Source organism: Candidatus Rhodobacter oscarellae (assembly GCF_001078595.1).
Taxonomy (GTDB): Bacteria; Pseudomonadota; Alphaproteobacteria; order Rhodobacterales; family Rhodobacteraceae; genus Rhodobacter_B; species Rhodobacter_B oscarellae.
The window spans coordinates 3,395,746-3,412,525 of sequence record NZ_LFTY01000002.1; the positions used below are offsets into that span (position 1 = coordinate 3,395,746).

General features: G+C 67.7%; 17 protein-coding genes. 7 read left to right on the plus strand and 10 right to left on the minus strand.

What is annotated here, in order from left to right; all coding sequences use genetic code 11:
- Nucleotides 1-12: 12 nt before the first annotated feature.
- The 6 genes from AIOL_RS20995 to AIOL_RS21020 form a co-directional block, all read right to left on the minus strand.
- Nucleotides 13-1,215 carry a bifunctional cobalt-precorrin-7 (C(5))-methyltransferase/cobalt-precorrin-6B (C(15))-methyltransferase gene (locus tag AIOL_RS20995; protein WP_049644775.1) on the minus strand — a complete coding sequence of 401 codons (1,203 nt, stop codon included), beginning with the start codon at nt 1,213-1,215 and terminating at the stop codon, nt 13-15.
- On the minus strand, nt 1,212-1,895 hold the full coding sequence (locus tag AIOL_RS21000; RefSeq protein WP_049644776.1) for a precorrin-8X methylmutase: 684 nt from the start codon (nt 1,893-1,895) through the stop codon (nt 1,212-1,214). Before AIOL_RS21000 ends, AIOL_RS20995 begins: the two co-directional genes overlap by 4 nt.
- Nucleotides 1,892-3,121 carry a sirohydrochlorin chelatase gene (locus tag AIOL_RS21005; protein ID WP_049644777.1) on the minus strand — a complete coding sequence of 410 codons (1,230 nt, stop codon included), beginning with the start codon at nt 3,119-3,121 and terminating at the stop codon, nt 1,892-1,894. Before AIOL_RS21005 ends, AIOL_RS21000 begins: the two co-directional genes overlap by 4 nt.
- Nucleotides 3,122-3,127: 6 nt before the next feature.
- A complete protein-coding gene (locus AIOL_RS21010) occupies nt 3,128-3,355 on the minus strand; it encodes a DUF6732 family protein (RefSeq protein WP_049644778.1) in 228 nt (75 codons plus the stop codon).
- Between the two features lie 209 nt (nt 3,356-3,564).
- Complete coding sequence (locus AIOL_RS21015) at nt 3,565-4,176, minus strand: enoyl-CoA hydratase/isomerase family protein (RefSeq protein WP_049644779.1); 612 nt, start codon at nt 4,174-4,176, stop codon at nt 3,565-3,567.
- Entirely contained in the window at nt 4,173-4,925 is a 753-nt protein-coding gene (locus AIOL_RS21020) for an SDR family oxidoreductase (protein WP_049644780.1), read from the minus strand. Before AIOL_RS21020 ends, AIOL_RS21015 begins: the two co-directional genes overlap by 4 nt.
- A gap of 124 nt (nt 4,926-5,049) precedes the next feature.
- Between AIOL_RS21020 and AIOL_RS21025 the strand changes: the two genes are divergently transcribed.
- The 6 genes from AIOL_RS21025 (at nt 5,050) to lpxK (ending at nt 11,813) form a co-directional block, all read left to right on the plus strand.
- On the plus strand, nt 5,050-6,591 hold the full coding sequence (locus AIOL_RS21025) for a DUF2125 domain-containing protein (protein ID WP_160314540.1): 1,542 nt from the start codon (nt 5,050-5,052) through the stop codon (nt 6,589-6,591).
- A gap of 148 nt (nt 6,592-6,739) precedes the next feature.
- Entirely contained in the window at nt 6,740-8,083 is a 1,344-nt protein-coding gene (locus tag AIOL_RS21030; RefSeq protein ID WP_049644782.1) for a TldD/PmbA family protein, read from the plus strand.
- Nucleotides 8,070-8,855, plus strand: a complete 786-nt coding sequence (locus AIOL_RS21035) for a 3'(2'),5'-bisphosphate nucleotidase CysQ (protein WP_049644783.1) — start codon at nt 8,070-8,072, stop codon at nt 8,853-8,855. Before AIOL_RS21030 ends, AIOL_RS21035 begins: the two co-directional genes overlap by 14 nt.
- Before the next feature lie 33 nt (nt 8,856-8,888).
- On the plus strand, nt 8,889-9,509 hold the full coding sequence (locus AIOL_RS21040; RefSeq protein WP_053101334.1) for a hypothetical protein: 621 nt from the start codon (nt 8,889-8,891) through the stop codon (nt 9,507-9,509).
- 43 nt (nt 9,510-9,552) lie between these two features.
- Nucleotides 9,553-10,794 carry a 3-deoxy-D-manno-octulosonic acid transferase gene (locus AIOL_RS21045; protein WP_049644784.1) on the plus strand — a complete coding sequence of 414 codons (1,242 nt, stop codon included), beginning with the start codon at nt 9,553-9,555 and terminating at the stop codon, nt 10,792-10,794.
- On the plus strand, nt 10,791-11,813 hold the full coding sequence (gene lpxK, locus AIOL_RS21050) for a tetraacyldisaccharide 4'-kinase (RefSeq protein WP_049644785.1): 1,023 nt from the start codon (nt 10,791-10,793) through the stop codon (nt 11,811-11,813). The genes AIOL_RS21045 and lpxK overlap by 4 nt, the downstream gene beginning before the upstream one ends.
- Here the strand turns inward: lpxK and AIOL_RS21055 are convergent.
- The 4 genes from AIOL_RS21055 to AIOL_RS21070 all read right to left on the minus strand — a co-directional run bounded on the left by AIOL_RS21055 (nt 11,810) and on the right by AIOL_RS21070 (nt 14,301).
- Nucleotides 11,810-12,382, minus strand: a complete 573-nt coding sequence (locus tag AIOL_RS21055) for a cob(I)yrinic acid a,c-diamide adenosyltransferase (protein WP_049644786.1) — start codon at nt 12,380-12,382, stop codon at nt 11,810-11,812. The genes lpxK and AIOL_RS21055 overlap by 4 nt on opposite strands.
- Before the next feature lie 2 nt (nt 12,383-12,384).
- Nucleotides 12,385-12,594: a twin transmembrane helix small protein gene (locus AIOL_RS21060; RefSeq protein ID WP_049644787.1), complete on the minus strand. Its 210-nt coding sequence runs from the start codon at nt 12,592-12,594 to the stop codon at nt 12,385-12,387.
- 67 nt (nt 12,595-12,661) lie between these two features.
- Nucleotides 12,662-13,492: an SDR family NAD(P)-dependent oxidoreductase gene (locus tag AIOL_RS21065; protein ID WP_049644788.1), complete on the minus strand. Its 831-nt coding sequence runs from the start codon at nt 13,490-13,492 to the stop codon at nt 12,662-12,664.
- Nucleotides 13,493-13,743: 251 nt separating this feature from the next.
- The gene (locus AIOL_RS21070; RefSeq protein ID WP_049644789.1) at nt 13,744-14,301 is read right to left on the minus strand and encodes an SH3 domain-containing protein; all 558 of its coding nucleotides are present in this window, start codon (nt 14,299-14,301) and stop codon (nt 13,744-13,746) included.
- A 117-nt stretch (nt 14,302-14,418) separates the two neighbouring features.
- Here AIOL_RS21070 and parC point away from each other — a divergent pair, with 117 nt between their 5' ends.
- Entirely contained in the window at nt 14,419-16,722 is a 2,304-nt protein-coding gene (parC, locus tag AIOL_RS21075) for a DNA topoisomerase IV subunit A (RefSeq protein WP_049644790.1), read from the plus strand.
- Nucleotides 16,723-16,780 lie beyond the last annotated feature (58 nt).

Genomic DNA, 16,780 nt, shown 5'->3' on the forward strand with positions numbered 1-16,780 from the left:
CCGCCCGTGCCATCAGCGCTTCACCAGGCTCCACTGGGTGACCGGCATCAGCGGGCGCCAGCCTGTTAGGCCGCCAACGGGCTCGGCGCGGTTCACCTGCAACTTGACCAGCTGCCCGCCATGGGCGGCGTGGAGCGCCATGAGCCTGGCCTCGCTCTCCAGCGTGACCGCGTTGGCCACCAACCGCCCCAGCGGGCGCAGCGCGGCCCATGCGGCCGCGAAGCTCTCCTCCGAGAGGCCACCGCCGATGAACACCGCGTCCGGCGCCTCCAGCCCTTCAAGTGCTGCGGGCGCCTCGCCCGCGATCACCTTTAGCTTCGGCGTGCCGAGCGCCAGGGCGTTCTCCGCGGCCATGGCGCGGCGGTCGGCGCGGGGCTCGATCCCGATGGCGCGGGCGTAGCGCGCGGCGCGCATCCATTCGACCGCGACCGAGCCGCAGCCCGCGCCGATGTCCCACAGCAAGGCGCCGCGCATCGGCATCAGCTTGGCCAGCGTGGCGGCGCGGACCTCCTGCTTGGTCATGGTGCCGTCATGGTGGAAAAGCTCATCGGCCAGCCCCGGCACGCGCGGCAGCAGCGCTGCGTCCGGCGCGGCCACGCACTCCACCGCAAGGGTGTTGAAGGCGGGCACGTCATGCGACCAGCTCTCGGCCACGCCATCAAAGCGCTGCTCCTCGGTGCCGCCCATGCTGGCCAGCACGGTCATCGGCGAGCGGCCAAAGCCGCGCTCGGTCAGGAAGCGCGCGATCTGGGTGGGGGTCTCGGCGCCGGTGGTGAGGATCAAGAGCCGCTGGGCGGGCTGGATGAAGGCGATCATCTGCTCGACCGGGCGGCCATGCACGGTCAATGTCTCCACATCCGCCAGCGACCAGCCCATGCGCGCGGCGGCAAGCTGGAAGGCGGAGAGCTGCGGGTGATAGGTGATCTGGTCGGGCGGCAGGGCGCGCCCAATGCGGGCGCCAACGCTGAACCACAGCGGGTCCCCAGTGGCCAGCACCACCACGCGGCGCCCCTGCAGGGCGCGCAGCTGGTCGATCAGCGCGTCAAAGGGCGAGGGCCAGGCCAGGCGCTCGGCGGTGATGTTGGCGGCCAGGCTGTGATGGCGGTCGCCGCCGACGATCACCTCGGCGGCCTCAACCACGGCGCGGGTGGCGGGGGTGAGCCCGTCCATGCCGTCCTCGCCGATGCCGACGATATGCAGCCAGCGCGCGCTCATGGCGTGCGACCGTCTGACGAAGAAAGCCCGCACGGGCTGGATGAGTTGCCCTCCTCGGGCAGGCCCGCCGCGAGGGCGTTCACCGCCGCTGAGGCCATGGCCGAGCCGCCGCGGCGGCCCTTCAAAGCGATGAAATCACATCCGCGCGGGTCCGCGGCCAGCTCGGCTTTCGATTCCGCCGCGCCGACAAAGCCCACGGGGAAGCCCAGGATCGCCGCGGGACGCGGCCAGCCCTCGTCCAGCCGCTCCAGCAGATGGAACAGCGCCGTGGGCGCGTTGCCGATAGCCACGATGCTGCCCTCGATCCGGTCGCGCCAAAACTCCACCGCTGCGGCGGACCGCGTTGTGCCCAGCTCTTGCGCCAAGCCCGGCACGCGCGGGTCGTTTAGCGTGACGACCACCTCGTTCTCGGCGGGCAGGTAGCGGCGGATGATCCCGGCGCCAACCATCTCGCAATCGCAAAGGATCGGGGCGCCGCTCCTCAGCGCTGATCGGGCTTTCTCGCTAAGGCTGCGCGAATAGGCCAGCCGGTCGGCGATCTCGATCATGCCGCAGGCGTGGATCAGCCGGGTGACCACGGGTTGCATGCCCGCAGGGAAGCGCTCTAGCCGCGCCTCGCGCCGCACGGTCGCGAAGCTCTCAGCATAGATCGCCTTGGGGTCCTTTAGGTAGGGCCTCACTTCGTGGGCCGCGCGCTTTCGGGGCCAAGCGGGTGCTTGGCATGCGGGTACTCGGCGTGGTGATGGTGATCATGGTCGTGGTGGTGCCCGTGACCGTCCCCGTCCCCGTCCCCGTGCCCATGATCATGATGATGGTGGTGGTGATGCGCATCGGCCATAACCAGCCGGCAGAAGCCGGTGCAGAACGTGTCGCAATGCGCGCAATCGGCCACGTTCGAGCCCGGCGCGCTGGCGCCCTGGCCCTCGACATGGTGGTGGTGGCTCTCCTGCACCGCGCCGACCTCGGCCTCAAAGCCCAGCACCTCGGTGCGGTACTTGCACAAGACGCAGGTCGGCGGCGGCATGTCGCCATAGGCGGGATGCGCGGCGCGGTCCTCGGGCTTGATATGCTTGTGCCCGCCCTCGACGCCGGACAGCACCTGCTCGCGATAGGCGCATGTACCGCAGTTCGGGATCGGCACCGGGCCGAGCTGTTCGGTCACGCGCTCGGCGAAGGTCTCTAGCACCAAGCCGTGGTCGTTCAGATAGCCCGCCTTGACGAACTCGGTCTCGGGATGGCGCGCGGCGACCTGGTCGGTGAAGCCATAGATCCGGTCGATCAGGATCCCGGTGAACAGGAAGTAGGGGAAGACGATGACGCGGCGGTAGCCCAGCTTGGCGACATGCTCCAGCGTTGGCTCGACCAGCGGGAAGGTCACGCCGGAATAGCCCACCGCGCCCCAGCCGAACCCCATGCCCTCCCAGAGCATGCGCATGATCTTGGCGACGTTGGCATTGGCGTCGGGGTCGGACGCGCCGCGTCCGATCACCACCAGGCAGGTCTCGTGCAGCGGCACCTCGCCCTGCGCGGCGTTGGCGGCGTCCACCGCATCGCGCACGCGGGCGCCGGCCGCGGCCACCATCTTGGGGTCCACCCCCAGCTCGCGGCCGTACTTAACCTCAATCCCGTGCTTGTCGGCGTAGCTGTTCAGCACCGTCGGGATGTCGTTCTTGGAATGCATCGCCGCAAAGAGCATCCCCGGCACCGCCAGGATGCGGTCGCAGCCCGCCTCGCGCAGCCGGTCCAGCCCGTCGCGGATCACCGGGTTTGCGAATTCCAGATAGCCGTAATCCACCATCCAGTCCGAGGGCAGCATCGGGGGGAGTTTCTCGGCTAGGACGGCGAACTCATCAACCGCGGCCTGGCTGCGCGAGCCGTGCCCGCAGATCATCACACCTGTCTTCATCTCGGGTCAGGCCTCCTGCAGCTCGTCTTCGTCGGGCGCTTGCTCGGCCGGTTCCGGCTCTGACGCGGGCTTGCCGCGGCCGCGCAGCCCGGCCCAGAGCCCGATGGCAATCGCGGCCCCCGCCGCGGCGGCGCCCAGCCAGTGGCCATGCCCCGCGGCCTCGCCCAGATGGCCGACATGCGCCTGCGCGGCGGAGCCGGTCAGGCTTAGGATCAAAACGGTTAGGTATCTCATGGCAGCGCCCCCTCTGTTGCGACAGCGGATAGGGGCGGGTCGCGGCCCGCTTGACGATGCGTTGGCGTGCCCCCTGATTGGGTCGGCGTGCCGCGGCTCTCCTCTCCGGCCCCGGATGGGGCGTCGTCAGCGGACCTCGTAGCTGAGTCGAGGGGCGGGCGCAATTGATTTGCCGACGGCAGCGGCCCCGAAAGCGACCCTTGCGCCGGTCAGCCGTTCACCATGGATTTGATCGCCGCGATGTGGTCGGGCGCGGCGCTCAGCGCGTCGGCGGCGAGCGTCTGCACCGTCTCGCCCAGCGCGTCGGCCTCCACCACCCGGTCCACCAGCCCCATGGCCAGCGCCTCGGGTGCGGTGATCTTGGCCCCGCCCATCAGGATCAGCTTGGCGCGCGCCGGGCCGACCAAAGCCGCCAGCCGCCCAGGGTCAGAGGGCTGCGGCAGGAAGCCCAGCTTCATCACCGGGTAGAAGAACTTGGCGCTCGGCGTGGCGATCCGCAGATCACAGGCCAGCGCCATCCCGAACGAGCCCCCCGCCAGCGAGCCGTTCAGCGCCGCGATGGTCAGGCAGGGCAGGGCCGCAAGCGCGCCAGACAGGCGCTCCCACACCGGGTCGGTGGCCAGGCCGGTGCTTGCCTCTTCCAGGTCCATCCCGGCCGAGAACACCTTGCCTGCGCCGGTCAGCACCAGCACCTTGGCCGCGCTGGCGGCCTCGGCGATATCCGCCAGCTGTTCCAGCATCGGGCGGGTCACCGCATTGGCCTTATCGGGGCGGTTCAGCGTCGCGGTCCAGAGCCCGCCCTCCTTCGTCAGATCAATCACGCGATCAGCCCCAATTGCCGCCGTAGACCCTCGTCGCGCAGGGCAAGCTCCTCGCCCAGATGCGCATCCGCCTCAGGGCCGCACATCCAGACCAGGCATTTTGCGGGCCACTCGGGGGGGATGTGGTCGCTCCATTCCAGCTTGGAGACCGGGTTCACGCCGCTGGCCTTGATCTCGCGCTGCATCTCGGTGGCCACCGTGCCGGGCGAGAGGCCAATCGCGCGGATGCCGTCGTCTCGGTTCTCTTTGTCGATCATGCGGGTCAGCATCGCGGCCCCGGCCTTGGAGGCGCAGTAATGCGACCAGGCCTCTATCGGGCTGTGGGCCGCGCCGGAGGAGACGCCCAGGATCGAGCCGCCGCCGCGCGCGATCATGCCGGGCAAAGTGGCGCGCACGCAGTTGTAGACCCCGGTGAGATTGATGGCGATCGCGCCGGCCCAGCCCGCGGGGTCAGAGGTCGCGATGTGCGAAATCGGCTCGATCACGCCGGCGTTGTTGACGAGAATGTCGACCGGTCCCAGCCGGTCCTCAACCGCGGCCACCATCGCGGCAACCGCGTCGTAATCGGCCACGTCGCAGGGCAGGGCGATCGCGGCATCCCCAATCTCGGCGGCCAACGCGTCAATGGCCGCGCTGCTGCGGGCCACCAAGGCGACCTTGGCGCCCTCGGCGGCAAAGGCGTGGGCCGCCGCGGCCCCGATTCCGCGGCTCGCGCCGGTCACGATTACGGTCTTGCCTGTCAGGTTCATGCTATATCCTCTTTCATGTTTCGCTCTCGGCGCGGTATGGTTGCATGGTCTGGAAAGTCTCACCTTGACCCTGCGGCTTACCCGGCGGAAGCTGGCCTCATTCACATTATTCCGGAAGGTAACAATGAAACAACGTATCGCCCTCCACGGCACTACTGCTGTTATTCTCGCGCTCGGCTCTGGGGCGCAAGCAGATGTTACACCCGCCCAGGTTTGGGAGAACATGACCGGGTTTTATGACGTCATTGGATATGAGATTAGCGCGGGGTCGGTGAACGACACCGGCGGCGCTTTGACGGTCTCTGACCTGTCGATGACCTTCCCCGTCCCGGCTCCCGAGATGTCCGGCGAAGTCGCGTTGGATGTTTCGATGACGATGCCTGACATGACGCTGATCAGCAACGGCGACGGCACGGTGAAGGTTGTCATGCCCGACAGTTACACGATGGACGTCCTGATTGCGCCGGAGGGCGATGAGAGCGGCACCATAAGCCTTGCGGTGGATCAATCCGGCCTTGAGATTGTCGCGTCCGGTGACCCCTCGGAGGTCACCTATGACATGAGCAGCCCCGGCGTCACCATATCGCTCTTGGACATCAATATCCCGCACGAGGAGGAGCTGTCCGAGGCGATGGAAGCCACGATGACCCTGAACGACTACTCGGGCTTTTATGTGCTGGGCTCCGGTGACATGCCGGTGCTGGGGATGAACCTTGTTGCCGCCAGCGGCGACCTGGTGGTCACGGGGCGCGAGCCCGACGGCAGCGGCGCGTTTGACATGAACGTGGCGTTCCAGTCGGTCGAGTATGTCGCCGACATGGTCTATGCGGCCACCGACAAGCCGGGCGATTTCACCGCCATGATGAAGGCGGGCGCTGCGGGCGTCGGCTCCTTGAGCCATGGCGGGGCAGAATACACCGTCGACTTCAAGGACAGCCGCGACAGCTTTGCCATGGACGGCAGTTCCAGCAGTGGCCTGATGGAGTTCGAGATGGGCGACGGCGTGATGAGCTATGCGATTGGCAACACGGGTATGGAGCTGACGGTCTCGGGGTCGGAGATCCCGCTGCCAGAGGTGTCGCTGACCGCCGCCAAGACGCTCTTTGGGATGACCATGCCGGTGCTGGCCTCCGACGACGCCAAGGATCTGGGGCTTTCGCTGCGGCTCGAGGGGCTCTCGGTCAGCGATATGATCTGGGGCATGATCGATCCCGCGGCGCAGCTGCCGCGCGACCCGGCGACGCTGATCATCGAGCTGGCGGGCAAGGCGAACTGGCTGGTGGACATCATGGACCCCGAGGCGCTGATGACCGCGGATGTCGAGATGCCCGGCGCGCTGGAGAGCATGGACATCAACGAGCTGAAGCTGTCCATCGCGGGCGCCGAGCTGACCGGCTCGGGCGGGTTCACCTTTGACATGGCGGACATGGATACGTTCGATGGCATCCCCGCCCCGACCGGCGCGCTTGATCTGCAACTGGACGGGTCGAACGCGCTGATGGACAAGCTTGTGGCCATGGGGCTGCTGCCGGAAGAGCAGGCCATGATGGGCAAGATGATGATGGGCATGTTCGCCCAGCCGGTGGGCGACGACTCGCTGAGCTCCAAGATCGAGATCGACGGCGCCTCGGGCGCGATCTCGGCCAACGGGCAGCGCCTGCAGTAGCAAAGACCCCGAAGCGGTCCTGGCCCTTTCCGCCACGCGCGGGGAGGGCTTTGCATTGCCGCAGCGCCCAGGCGGCCGGGCCGTCCCGCCTTGCGCGCCGCCGGTTAACGCACTACCTCCCAGAGCAGCATTCACACGAGACCCTTCCATGCCAGACCTCGCCGAACTCTCCGCTCGCCTCCTAGACGCCGCCACCAAGGCGGGGGCCGAGGCGGCGGACGCAATCGCGGTGGACGGCAGCTCGATCTCCATCGACGTGCGCGAGGGCAAGCTAGAGCAGGCCGAGCGCTCTGAGGGGGTCGATATCGGCCTGCGGGTGCTGATCGGGCAGCGGCAGGCCTGCGTCTCGGCCTCCGACACCTCCGACACCACCATCGCGACGATGGCCGAGCGCGCGGTGGCCATGGCGCGCGAGGCGCCAGAGGACCCGCATATCGGGCTCGCCGAGGCCGGTGATCTGGCAACCGATTGGGATCTGGCCACGCTGAATCTTGCGGACCCTGCCCCCGAGCCCTCGCCGCAAGAGCTAGAGGACATGGCGCTGCGGGCCGAGGCCGCCGCCATGGCCGTGCCCGGCATCACAAAGATGGACGGGGTCGGCGCTGGGCACGGGCAGCGGCGGGTGCATCTGGCGGCGTCGAACGGCTTTTCCGGCGGCTATGGGCGCACGTCCACCTCGCTGTCCTGCGTGGCGATCACCGGCGACGGCACCGAGATGGAGCGCGACTATTACGGCGACATGCGCCTGCACCGCGCCGATCTGGAGAGCGCCGAGGAGATCGGCCGCCTGGCGGCGGAGCGCACCGTGGCGCGCGCAGGCGCGCGCAAGCCTCCGACCGGCGCCTTCCCCGTGCTCTATGACGAGCGCATCGCGAGCGGTCTGATCGGGCATCTCTTGCAGGCGATCAACGGCACGGCCATTGGGCGCGGCGCGTCCTGGCTGCGCGACGCGATGGGCGCGCAGGTTCTGCCGGCGGGTCTGTCCCTGACCGAGGATCCCTTGCGCCCGCGCACCGCCGGGTCGCGGCCCTTTGATGGCGAGGGGTTCGCCAGCCGCGCCAGCGCGATCGTCGAGGATGGCGTCTTGCAGCGCTGGACGCTGGACCTCGCGACGGCCCGCAAGCTGGGCCTGGACAGCACCGCAAACGCCTCGCGCAGCACTTCCAGCCCGCCGAGCCCCAGCCTGACGAACGTGGCGCTCACGCAGGGCACGCAAACGAAAGAGGCGCTCTTGGCCGAGATGGGCACCGGCCTTCTGGTGACCTCGATGATCGGGTCCTCGATCAACCCCACCACCGGGGACTACTCCCGTGGCGCCTCGGGGTTCTGGATCGAGAATGGCGAGATCGCCTACCCGGTGAACGAATGCACCATTGCGGGGAACCTGCGCGAAATGCTGCGCAGCATAATCCCGGCCAACGACGCTCGCACGCACCTGTCGCGGGTCGTGCCCTCGCTTTTGGTAGAGGGGCTGACCCTTGCCGGAAAGTGACCTGCGGCTGATCACGGATGCTGCGCTGCAAGCCTCTGACATTGCTCTGAAATATTGGAAGACGGACCAGCGGGTCGACCACAAGGACGGCGGCTCTCCGGTCAGCGAGGGCGACTTTGCCGTGGACGGTTTTCTGCGCAGCATGCTGCGCGCCGCGCGGCCCGATTATGGCTGGCTCTCGGAGGAGACAGAAGACGACCTGGCGCGGCTTGAGAGGCGCCGCGTGTTCATTGTGGACCCTATCGACGGCACCCGCGCCTATATCGGGGGTGAGCGCACCTGGGCGATCTCCATCGCCGTGGTCGAGGATGGCGCGCCGGTGGCCGGGGTGGTGCATATGCCTGCGCGAGATCGCACCTATGCCGCCGCGCGCGGTCATGGCGCCACGCTGAACGGCGCGCCGCTGCGGGCGGGCAGCCGCGCAGAGCCCGACGGCGCCACGGTGCTGGCCGCAAAGCCCGCGCTGGAGGCGAAATGGTGGGCCGAGACGCCGCCCAAGCTTGACCGGCACTGGCGTCCCTCGCTGGCCTATCGCTTCTGCGCGGTGGCCGAGGCGCGGTTCGACGCGGTGCTGACGATCCGCGACGCCTATGAGTGGGACATCGCGGCGGGCATCCTGATCGCGGATGAGGCGGGGGCGGTCTCGAGCGACCGCAACGGCGACCCGATCCGGTTCAACACCGAAGACGCCAAGGCCAAGGGCGTGTTCTCCGCGGCACCCCAGCTGCACAATCGCTTGATCGACCTGTACACGGGCCGCGTGGCTGGTTAATTCTTGCCGCGTTTGAAGCTAACGAGGCCGCGTATGATCCGTGCTGTTTTGATCCTCCCGCTGCTGGTTGCGCTGGCGGCCTGCGGTGCGGGCGACGTGCCGACGCGGGCGCAGATTGATGCGCCGGACCTGGCCGCTGCGGCGCCCGATCCCGATCCCGCGCCCATCGCGGCGCTGACGGACCAGAACACGGCGCAGCTGGCGCGGCTGCTCCTGGGCCTCTCGCCGCAGGTGGATCCCGAGGAGGCCGCCCGCGCCGCCTCCATCGCCTATAGCTACACCGCGCAGCTTAAGTCGGAATATGGCATCACCGACCCGCCGCTGATCCATAACGCTAAGGTCAATGCCGGGCTGCGCCCGCGCGGGCTCTGCTGGCATTGGGCCGAGGACATGGAGCGGCGCCTAAAGGCCGAAGCGTTCCAGACGCTGGAGCTGCACCGCGCCATCGCCAATCACGACAACATCCTTATCGACCATTCCACGGCCATCATCAGCGCCAAGGGGGCCACGATGTTTGACGGCGTGATCCTGGACCCCTGGCGCAAGGGCGGAAGGCTGGTCTGGATGCCGGTGCTGGAGGATCGGCGCTACGGGTGGCGCCCCCGCGCCGAGGTCTTGCAGTATTACCGCGACCGCGACACAAAGCGGGGGTAAGCTGCGGCGCCTGCCCTTGGCGCCGCCCGAGCGGTGGAGCTGAATGGCCCAGTCCCTACGTCTGTCCCTTTACCTCGCGACGCGCGGGCGCGCCGATCGCACGCCTGTGCATCTGCTGAAGGGCCCCGACCGAGAGCGCTGCGGCCTAGGCGCGCATGACCGGCCGGATGGGCCACTGGTGTGGCTGCATTCTGGCGCCGATGCCGAGGCATTGGCGGCGCGGGAATTGGCCAAGCGCATGCTGGCAGAGCGCGAGGACTTGCATTTCCTGCTGACCACCTCCGCCACGGAAAGGCTGCCCTCGGATGATCGCATCCTGTGCCAATACGCGCCCGAAGAGACGCAACCGTCGGTGCGCCGGTTCCTGGACCATTGGCGCCCGGACCTCGCCCTCTGGACCGAGCCGGAACTGCGCCCGGCGCTGCAGATGGAGGCCAATGCGCGCGGCGTGCCCGCCATCTTGGTGGATGCGGGCACCGCGCCTTGGGATCCGCTGTCGGTCTGGTCCCGCGGTATCGCCGGGGACGTGCTGAGGATCTTTCGCTGCATCCTTGCGGCGGATGACACCTCTGCCGCGCAGTTGCGCGCGCTGGGGGTCAGGGAGCGTCAGATCAGAACCACCGGGTACCTGCGCGAGGGCGCTCCGGCCTTGCCGGTGAACCAGACAGAGCATGACGCGCTGGCCCAGGTGATCGGCGGGCGCCCGGCCTGGCTTGCCGCCTGGATCCCCGAGGAAGAGCGCGACGCGGTCCTGTCCGCGCAGACCGTTGCCGAGCTGCGCGCGCACCGGCTCTTGCTGATCCTTGTGCCGTCCCAGCCAGGCGCCGCGGATCGCTGGGCCCAGGAGCTGACCGCGGCCGGGTACAAGGTCGCCAGGCGCTCGAAAGATGAAGAGCCCACGGCGGATGTGAAGATACTGATCGCCGATGGCAGTGACGATGACGAGATGAGCCTTTGGTACCGCCTCGCGCCGGTGACCTATCTGGGGGGCTCTCTCAGCGGCAAAGAGGTGCTGAACCCGTTTGACGCCGCGGCGCTGGGCTCGGCCATCATTCATGGGCCGCGCACGCGGCGGCATCGTGGGGCCTATGAGCGGCTGAATGGCGCAGGCGCCACGCGCCGCATCGACGACGCCAAGGGGCTGGGGGATGCGGTCGAGGCGCTGCTGTCTCCGGCCCGCGCGGCGGAGCTGGCGCGCCAGGCCTGGGAGGTCACGACCGAGGGGGCCGAGGTGACCGATTTGGTCCTGGATCTGGCACTGTCAGAGCTAGAGGGACAGCGATGAGACCGCCCGGTTTCTGGTTCACCCCGCCCAGCCAGCCGACATGGCAGGCGCGCGCGCTGGCGCCGATTTCGGCCTTGGTGGCGCGGGCGACGGCGCGCCGCGTGGCGCGCCCCGGTTATGCGGCCTCGGTGCCGGTGATATGCGTGGGGAACCTGACCCTGGGCGGGGCGGGCAAAACGCCGACGGTGATCGCCCTGGCGCAGCGCCTCTTGTCGCAAGAATGCGCCGTGCATGTGGTCAGCCGAGGCTATGGCGGCAGCCTGGAGGGCCCGGTCGCCGTTGCCGAGCGCACGCATAGCGCCGCTCAGGTCGGTGACGAGCCGCTGTTGATGGCGGCGTTCTGCCCGGTCTGGGTTGCCAAGGATCGTGCCGCGGGGGTGCGCGCCGCCCAGGCCGCGGGCGCCGAAGTGATCCTGCTCGATGACGGGTTCCAGAACCCCGCCGTGACAAAGGACGCCTCTGTTGTGGTGGTCGATGCCGGGGTGGGCTTTGGCAATGGGCGCGTCGCGCCCGCTGGCCCGCTGCGCGAGCCGGTGCCGGTCGGGTTGTCCCGCGCGCAAGCGGTGCTTGTCATCGGGGCGCCTGAGGAGCGAGAGCGCTTTTTGCTGCACTGGCGGACGCAGATCACGGTGCCCGTCCTGCAGGGCGCGTTGCAGCCCTTGCAGATGGGCATCGACTGGTCCGGGCAGCGCGTGCTGGCGTTTGCGGGGATCGGGCGGCCCGAGAAGTTCTTTGCCACGCTGCGGGGCCTTGGCGCAGAGCTGGTGCAGGCGCAGGCGCTCAGCGATCACCAGCCGCTGTCAGAGGCGCTCATGCGGCGGCTTGAAATTGAGGCGACGGCGCGTGGCGCGCAATTGGTGACAACCGAGAAGGACGCCGTGCGCCTGCCGCGCGGGTTCCGTTCAAAGGTTCTGACTTTGCCGGTGCGGCTGGAGCTGGGCGATTGGGGCGCGATGGACGATCTGCTGGACATTGCCCTGGCCCGGGGCGGCACGGCGAGGCGAAAAGGGTCGGACTAGCGGTTCGCCCCCGGCACCCAAAGCACGTCCGCGCGGCCGTCGTCATTTGCGATCCGCGAGGCGACAAAGAACCAATCGCTCAGCCGGTTGAGGTATTTCACCGCGGCGGGGTTCACGCTTTCCATCGTCGCGAGTTCCACCGTCAGGCGCTCGGCCCGGCGCGCTACGGTGCGGCAGAGATGCAGATGCGCGGCCAGAGCCGACCCGCCGGGCAGCACGAAGCTGCGCAGCGGTTCCAGCGCGGCGTTCATCGCGTCGATCTCGGCCTCAAGCCGCAAGACCTGGTCCTCGGTGACGCGCAGCGGCGGGTATTCGGCCTCGGCGTCTTTCTCCATATCGGGCCGGCAGAGGTCCGCGCCGATGTCAAAGAGATCGTTCTGGATGCGGCTGAGCTGCGTGTCCATCTCGCCGGTCGCCTGCAATCGCGCCAGGCCGACCGTGGCGTTGACCTCGTCGGTGGTGCCATAGGCCGTGACCCGCATCGAATGCTTGGCGACCCGCGCGCCATTGCCCAGCGCGGTCTCGCCCGCGTCGCCGGTCTTGGTGTAGATCTTGGACAGGACGACCATGCTCAGCCTCCGTTGCTGCGCCGGAAGAACACGAAGGCGAGGATCAGGATGACCGCAACGAATTGCGCGCCGATCCGCCAGCGCATGATCTTGTTGGCGTATTTGCGGTTGAAGTCGCCGCCCTTGGCGAAGCCGCCGATGCCGATGGACAGGATCACCAGCACCGCGATGCAGGCGATGGCGACAACGATGAACAGCGGGTCTTGCAGCATGTGGGCCTCCGGGGTCGATCCTCGGCATGTAGCGGCTCTGGCGGAAAAAGCCAGGGGCGAATTTGCCTCAGGACATGCGGCGGATCAGCCAATCGGCGCCGCGGGTGGGCAGCAGCCGCTTGGCGATATAGGCGAAATGGGCGAGCTTGGTGATGCGGTAGCGCGCGCGGGGCCGGGGGCTTTCGACCGCGTGGATGATCTTGGCGGTGACATGCGATGGCGGCACCTCCAGCCAGGCGACCGGGTTGCGCCCGCGCCATTTACCGATCAGGTCGCGCTCGTATTCCGCTGCCTTGGCCGAGCTCTTCCAGTCGATCCAGCGCTCGAAATTCTTCTGTGAGTTCTTGCCGAAATCCGTGGTGATCAGCCCCGGCTCGATCAGGCTGACATGGATCGGCAGCCCGTGCATCTCGATGCGCAGCGTGTCGGTCAGCCCCTCCAGCCCGTATTTCGTGGCGACATAGGCGCCGCGCCAGGGATAGGCGGTGTAGCCCATCACCGAGGTGCAGTTCACGATCCGCCCGTGCCCCTGGGCGCGCATGGCGGGCAGCACCAGCGTGGTTAGGTGATGCGGGCCGATCAGGTTGGCCTCAAGGATGTCCGCAAGCGCGGCACGGGGCAGGTCCTCCACCGCCGCGGGGATCCCAAAGGCGCCATTGTTGTAAAGCGCGTCAAGCGTGCCGCCGGTTTCGGCAAGCACCTGGGCGACGGCGGCCTCCAGGCTTGCGGGGTCGCTGTAGTCGACGCGCGGGCTGTCAAAGCCCTCCTCGCGCAGCCGGGCACAGTCCTCCTCCTTGCGGCACGAGGCGAAGACGCGCCAGCCGCGGTCGCGCAGCGTGACCGCCGCGTCGTAACCGATCCCCGAAGAACAGCCTGTGATGAGAATGCTGCGTGCCATGCGGGCACTTAAGGCGTGGGAGCGGCGCAGTTTCAACGCGAAAATCGCACGGCGCACCAAAACGCGGGCAGGTTTGCGCTGAATGACGCGGGGCAGATTAACCGAATGTTATACCGACTCAGGGAAAATTAGGGCGGGTGGAGGCGGTTTTTAACCTTAAATTCAGGGCGGGCCCCGAACCCACCCTCGATTGTCGATGAGTCGGATTAATCGACCATTAAGAAATAGAAAATTCCGGGCCGCGGCAGGCTTTAGCGCCGCGCCGCCGTCAAGAACCGCGCCGCCATCCAGCCTTCCACATCGCCATTATTGGCCGAAATCTTCACCCATCCGCCTTGGCCGGCCTCCAGTATCTCTACCTGGTCACCGGACAGGACCTGCGTCAGTATGGCGTTCCTGGTCGAAGGACCGGCGCGCAGGTTCACGCGCGTCCCGGTGACGACACGGATATCCCTGGGGTCAGGCGCCAGAGCCGCGGTCGCGGCGCGCTCCGTGGCGCTTAGGTCCAGCCCGGTGGCCAGGCTTGGAAGCACCGGGGTCGGCGTGGCGATTCGAACGGGCAATTCCGGCGCTGCCGCGCGCGGGGGTGTGGTCGCAGAGAGGCGCTCCGGGGCGGGTGGCTCTTGTGTGGTCGGGGACGCTTCGAGCACCGTCAGGCGCACGTCTTCCGCGGTCTCTTCTTCTGTGACCGCCGGCGCTTGTGTCGATGGCAAAGCAACGGGCTCAGCGATGTCCGGCGCGTCCGGTGTGAACACGCCGACAAAGTAAAAAGCGACCAAAGTGACAGCGATCAGACTCAACAAACGCATGGCGCGACTCACGCAACAAAAGACGATTAATTGTTGATGAAGCTGGAGCACCTGTAAAGGAATGGATTTCCACACCTGCGCCTTGTCGCGCTCGCACCGCTGACGTACACAGCATGTATGAGCGACGACACCGACACACCCAACATAGAGCCCAACGAGAGCGCCGAGCCACTGCGTCGCGCGATTGGCGAGCGTTACCTGCAATACGCGCTGTCGACGATCATGCACCGGGCGCTGCCGGATGCGCGCGACGGGCTGAAGCCGGTGCACCGGCGCATTCTTTACGCGATGTCGCGGCTGCGCCTGACGGCGGGCGGCAAGTTCCTCAAATCCGCCAAGATTAGCGGCGACACGATGGGCGATTTCCACCCGCATGGCGACCAGGCGATTTACGACGCCATGGCCCGCCTGGCGCAGGATTTCAACGTGCGCTACCCGCTGGTGGACGGGCAGGGGAACTTCGGCAATATCGACGGCGATAATCCCGCGGCCAGCCGCTATACTGAGGCGCGCATGACCGTCTTCGCCGAGGCGCTGCTGGAGGGGCTGGACGAGAACGCCGTAGATTTCCGCGACAATTACGACGGGCGCCTGGAAGAGCCAGAGGTGCTTCCCGCGACCTATCCCAACCTGCTTGCCAATGGCTCCAGCGGGATCGCGGTGGGCATGGCCACCAACATCCCGCCGCATAACCTCAACGAGCTCTGCGACGCCTGCCTGCATCTGATCAAGACGCCGGACGCGCGCGACGACACGCTGCTGAACTTCGTGCAGGGGCCGGATTTCCCCACCGGCGGGGTGATCGTCGAGCCGCGCGACAGCATCGCGCGGACCTACCGCACCGGGCGCGGGGCCTTCCGCCTGCGCGCCAAGCACCACACCGAGGATATGGGCCGCGGCCAGTGGCAGATCGTGGTCACCGAGATCCCCTACCAGGTGCAGAAATCCAAGCTGATCGAGCGCATCGCCGAGCTGATCCAGACCAAGAAGATCCCGGTGCTGGCCGATGTGCGCGACGAGAGCGCCGATGACATCCGCGTCGTGCTGGAGCCGAAGTCAAAGAATGTCGACCCCGACGTGATGATGAACATGCTCTACCGGAACTCGGATCTCGAGACCCGGTTCAGCCTGAACATGAACGTGTTGATCGACGGGCGCACGCCCAAGGTCTGCTCGCTCAAGGAGGTGCTGCGGGCCTTCCTGGACCACCGCCGCGAGGTGCTGCTGCGGCGCTCGCGCTACCGGCTTGAGAAGATCGACCACCGGCTGGAGGTGCTCGAGGGCTTCATCATCGCCTTCCTGCATCTCGACCGGGTGATCGACATCATCCGCTACGATGACGACCCCAAGGCGGCGCTGATGCGCGAGGATTGGTCGCGCGATCACGTGCGGGCGCGCGACGAGGCGGATTACGTCTCGCCCCAGCCCGGCCCGGGCGAGCTGTCCGAGGTGCAGGTGGACGCGATCCTCAACATGCGCCTGCGGTCCTTGCGGCGCCTAGAGGAGATGGAGCTCAAGCGCGAGCGCGACGCGCTGATGCTGGAGCGCGCCCAGATCGAGGACCTTCTAGAGAACGCGGATCTGCAATGGGGCAGGATCGCCGAGCAGCTGCGCGAGACCAAGAAGATCTTTGGCAAGGACGCCACATATGGCCCGCGCCGCACGCAATTCGCCGAGGCGGCCGAGGTCGAGGACGTGCCCATCGAGGCGATGATCGAGCGCGAGCCGATCACGGTGGTCTGCTCCAAAATGGGCTGGATCCGCGCGATGACCGGCCATATCGACCTCACGCGCGAGCTGAAGTTCAAGGATGGCGACGGGCCGCGGTTCATCTTCCACGCCGAGACCACGGACAAGCTCTTGATGTTCGGCGCCAATGGGCGGTTCTACACGCTCCTGGCCGCGAACCTGCCCGGCGGGCGCGGCATGGGCGAGCCGGTGCGGCTGATGGTGGACCTGCCGAACGAGGCCGAGATCGTCGATCTCTTCATTCACCGCCCGGATGGCAAGCTGCTGGTTGGCTCTGATGCGGGCGACGGGTTCGTGGTGCCCGAGGCCGAGATCATCGCGCAGACCCGCTCGGGCAAGCAGGCGCTGAACGTCAAGGTGCCGTTCAAGGCGCATGTCTGCACGCCGGTGCGGGGCGACCACGTGGCCGTGGTGGGCGAGAACCGCAAGGTGCTGGTCTTCCCGCTGGCCGAGCTGCCCGAGATGACCCGCGGCAAGGGCGTGCGCCTGCAGCGCTACAAGGATGGCGGGATGTCGGACGCGACGACCTTTGCCCTGGCCGAGGGGCTCAGCTGGCTGGACCCGGCGGGGCGCAGGCGGACCGAGACCGATCTGGCCGAGTGGATCGGCAAGCGGGCCGGCTCTGGGCGCATGGCGCCGCGGGGCTTCCCCCGGGATAACCGGTTCACCTAAAGGGCTTGGGCGTTGCGGATTGGCCTTTGGCGCGGTAGCCCTGGTGAAGTTAAGTAAA

Coding starts and splice junctions, on each gene's coding strand:
- AIOL_RS21055 (WP_049644786.1), bottom strand. CDS start 12,382: ATGGTCGTCCTGTCCAAGATCTACACCAAGACCGGCGACGCGGGCGAG.
- AIOL_RS21070 (WP_049644789.1), bottom strand. CDS start 14,301: ATGCGTTTGTTGAGTCTGATCGCTGTCACTTTGGTCGCTTTTTACTTT.
- AIOL_RS21010 (WP_049644778.1), bottom strand. CDS start 3,355: ATGAGATACCTAACCGTTTTGATCCTAAGCCTGACCGGCTCCGCCGCG.
- AIOL_RS21060 (WP_049644787.1), bottom strand. CDS start 12,594: ATGCTGCAAGACCCGCTGTTCATCGTTGTCGCCATCGCCTGCATCGCG.
- AIOL_RS21025 (WP_160314540.1), top strand. CDS start 5,050: ATGAAACAACGTATCGCCCTCCACGGCACTACTGCTGTTATTCTCGCG.
- AIOL_RS20995 (WP_049644775.1), bottom strand. CDS start 1,215: ATGAGCGCGCGCTGGCTGCATATCGTCGGCATCGGCGAGGACGGCATG.
- AIOL_RS21005 (WP_049644777.1), bottom strand. CDS start 3,121: ATGAAGACAGGTGTGATGATCTGCGGGCACGGCTCGCGCAGCCAGGCC.
- AIOL_RS21030 (WP_049644782.1), top strand. CDS start 6,740: ATGCCAGACCTCGCCGAACTCTCCGCTCGCCTCCTAGACGCCGCCACC.
- parC (WP_049644790.1), top strand. CDS start 14,419: ATGAGCGACGACACCGACACACCCAACATAGAGCCCAACGAGAGCGCC.
- AIOL_RS21040 (WP_053101334.1), top strand. CDS start 8,889: ATGATCCGTGCTGTTTTGATCCTCCCGCTGCTGGTTGCGCTGGCGGCC.
- AIOL_RS21020 (WP_049644780.1), bottom strand. CDS start 4,925: ATGAACCTGACAGGCAAGACCGTAATCGTGACCGGCGCGAGCCGCGGA.
- AIOL_RS21045 (WP_049644784.1), top strand. CDS start 9,553: ATGGCCCAGTCCCTACGTCTGTCCCTTTACCTCGCGACGCGCGGGCGC.
- AIOL_RS21065 (WP_049644788.1), bottom strand. CDS start 13,492: ATGGCACGCAGCATTCTCATCACAGGCTGTTCTTCGGGGATCGGTTAC.
- lpxK (WP_049644785.1), top strand. CDS start 10,791: ATGAGACCGCCCGGTTTCTGGTTCACCCCGCCCAGCCAGCCGACATGG.